Genomic DNA, 3,364 nt, shown 5'->3' on the forward strand with positions numbered 1-3,364 from the left:
GCCGGTGTAGTCGGGGAGTTGTATGTAGCCGGTCGTGGCGTGGCGTGCGGGTATGTGCGCCGGGCCGGGTTGACCGCATCGCGATTTGTGGCGTGCCCGTTCGTCGAGTCCGAGGCGTCGGGGACACGCATGTATCGGACCGGAGACCTGGTGTCGTGGGGTGCCGACGGGAAGCTACGCTACGCCGGTCGCGCCGACGAGCAGGTCAAGATCCGCGGGTACCGCATCGAGCTCGGCGAAATTCAGGCGGCGCTGGCCGGGCTGGACGGGGTCGAGCAGGCGGTGGTGATCGCCCGCGAAGACCGCCCCGGCGGCAAACGGCTGGTGGGCTACGTCACGGGTTCGGCGGACCCGGCCGAGATCCGCACCCAGCTGGCGACGCGGTTGCCTGCCTACATGATTCCGGCGGCCGTGGTGAGTCTCGACGCGCTGCCATTGACTGTCAACGGGAAGCTGGACACTCGCGCGCTGCCCGCGCCGGAGTACACGGCCAGCGAGTACCGGGCCCCGCAAAGCCCCACCGAGGTGACGCTGGCCGGTATCTACGCGCAGGTGCTCGGCGTCGGCCGCGTCGGTGTCGACGACTCGTTCTTCGACCTGGGTGGCGACAGCATCTCGGCGATGCGTCTGATGGCGGCGATCAACAGCAGTCTTGATGCCGACCTCGGGGTGCCTGCGTTGTTCGAGGCGCCCACCATCAGGGGCTTGAGCCAGCGGCTGCGGACCGATGCCGAGTCCGCACCGGAGATAGTTCCCGTTCAGACCCTGAAGGGTGGCGCCGGCATTCCGCTGTTCTGCATTCATCCTGCGGGCGGCGTGAGTTGGCCGTATCAGGTTCTCGGTGAGCACCTGGAGTGCCCGATCCTCGGAATTCAGCAGGTGCCGCAGGGCGAAGAAGCCCCGTCGATCCGCGCGATGGCGGCCGATTACGCCGACAGGATTCAAGAGACCTATCCGGGCGGGCCTTATAACCTTCTCGGCTGGTCGTTGGGTGGCGTCATCGCCCACGAAATCGCCGTTGAGCTTCAGCTACGAGGATGCCAAGTCGGACGCCTGATCCTGCTCGACGCGCAACCCGGCATCGACGACAAGATCGCCTTGCCCGATCACGTCTCGGGCGAGCAGCAGATTCTCGAAGAAGTTCTGCGGGCATACAACACGGAAGCCCCGGCACGAAACGAGGCGGCTGTCTACGAGCAGATCGCGGAACTACTCCACGCGGCGGGACCGGGATCTTCTCGATACAAACGGCTCTTTGACATGCTCATCAAAAACCTGAGCGACAACATAGAGCGGTACCGAATTCACGAACCACGCGTATTCAACGGTGATGTCATCGTCTTCTATGCGCTGGGGGACCAGCCCGAAAGCAGTTCAGACATTGCGCAAGCCTGGGGACCGTATACGGCCGGCGAAATTCTGATGTACTCGGTCGACTGCACGCACAACGAGATGCTGACCACAGAATCGATCGACATGTACGGGCAGCGACTCAGGCATCTTTTGGTTCTTGCCGAACGTCACCTCGAATTGACGCAAGTGGGCCTGTCGGAGGCACCCTCGGGTGACGACGGTGGCAATTTCACCGGCGAGCGCGCCGGCTAAATCACGGATGCACGGGGTTCGGCTGCTCGAAGCGCGAAGACACCAAGGCGCAAGGCACGGATATGCGGTTGCAGCAGCGGTAATTTCGGTGACGCGATTAATGGCCGATGGTTAATCGGTTGCACACCAACATAATTCATACGGAAGTAGGAATCGCGCCGCGATCGGGCCGGACGGAATGCCTCGCCGGCCCCGCCACGACGGTTAGCTGGGCGGTTCGGCGCCCGGAGACGACCATCCCGGGGATCCGGCCCGGCGCGGGTGGACCGTCGGAGCCGCGGTCGTGCCCCTACCGGCCACGAAACGGCCTTACCAGGCATTTCCAGTGCTGACACAGTGCCCCGGAATCGCCTTGGGTATGGTTCAAGAGGTGTGCGGAGTCACCGGGGAGGTACGGCTCGATGGACAAGTCCCCGATGTAGCAGCGGTGTCAGCGATGGCCGCCGTGATGGCCCGAAGAGGGCCGGATGCGGCGGGCACCTGGTCGCAGGGTCGGGTTGCGCTTGGCCATCGTCGTCTCAGGATCATCGATCTCACCGAGGCCGGCGCCCAGCCGATGGTCGATTCCGACCTGGGGCTGGCGATCGCCTGGAACGGCTGCATCTATAACTACAAGCAGCTGCGCAGCGAACTCGAGGGGCACGGCTACCGCTTCTTCTCCCACAGCGACACCGAGGTCCTGATCAAGGCCTACCACCGCTGGGGCGACGACTTCGTCGGCCACCTCTACGGGATGTTCGCGTTTGCGATCGTCGAACGCGACAGCGGCCGCGTGCTGCTGGGCCGCGACCGGCTCGGTATCAAGCCGCTGTATCTGACCGAGGACAGCCACCGGGTCCGCTTCGCGTCGAGTCTGCCCGCGCTGTTGGCCGGCGGCGGCGTGGACACCCGGATCGACTCCGTCGCGCTGCACCACTACATGACCTTCCATTCCGTGGTTCCCGCGCCCCTGACCATCCTGCGGGGCGTGCGCAAGGTGCCGCCCGGATCGCTGGTGGCCATCGAGCCCGACGGCCGGCGCACCACGACCACCTACTGGTCACCGGACTTCACCAGGCACGCGGACCGCTCCGACTGGTCGGAACGCGACTGGGAAGACGCCGTGTTGTCGTCGCTGCGAGTCGCGGTCGAACGCCGCCTCGTCGCGGACGTCCCGGTCGGCTGCCTGCTTTCCGGCGGCGTCGACTCCAGCCTGATCGTCGGCCTGCTCGCCGAGGCCGGCCAGCACGGGCTGTCGACCTTCTCCATCGGCTTCGAGTCGGCCGGGGGCGTCGAGGGCGACGAGTTCCGGTGGTCGGACATCATCGCCAAGCGCTTCGACACCGACCATCACCAGATCCGCATCGGAACCGACCGGATGCTTCCCGCGCTCGACGGGGCCATCGGCGCCATGAGCGAACCCATGGTCAGCCACGACTGCGTGGCCTTCTACCTGCTGAGCCAGGAAGTGTCGCGGCACGTGAAGGTCGTGCAATCGGGCCAGGGCGCCGACGAGGTGTTTGCCGGCTACCACTGGTACCCGCCGATGGGCTCGCCGGCCGCGGCGTCGCTGGAGGGTTCGGTCGCGGAGTACCGCGGCGCCTTCTTCGACCGCGACGCATCGGAGTTGGCCGGCCTGCTGGGACCGGGCAAAACCGCGCCCGGCGATCCGAGCGAGCGATTTGTCACCGAGCACTTCGCGCGTGCCGGCGCCGAGAGCGGGGTCGACCGTGCGCTGCGGCTCGATACGACGGTCATGCTGGTCGACGACCCGGTGAAG

At 66.0% G+C, this 3,364-nt stretch carries 2 protein-coding genes; both read left to right on the plus strand.

All coding sequences use genetic code 11. The features are described 5' to 3' along the window. On the plus strand, positions 1-1,605 hold a 1,605-nt coding region (locus JOZ00_RS11295), incomplete at its 5' end, for a thioesterase domain-containing protein (RefSeq protein WP_293343795.1). Between the two features lie 370 nt (positions 1,606-1,975). Beyond that, positions 1,976-3,364, plus strand: a 1,389-nt coding sequence (locus tag JOZ00_RS11300) for an N-acetylglutaminylglutamine amidotransferase (protein WP_293343797.1), incomplete at its 3' end; no start/stop codon positions are given.

The organism is Mycobacterium sp. (genome assembly GCF_019243155.1).
Classification (GTDB): Bacteria; Actinomycetota; Actinomycetes; order Mycobacteriales; family Mycobacteriaceae; genus Mycobacterium.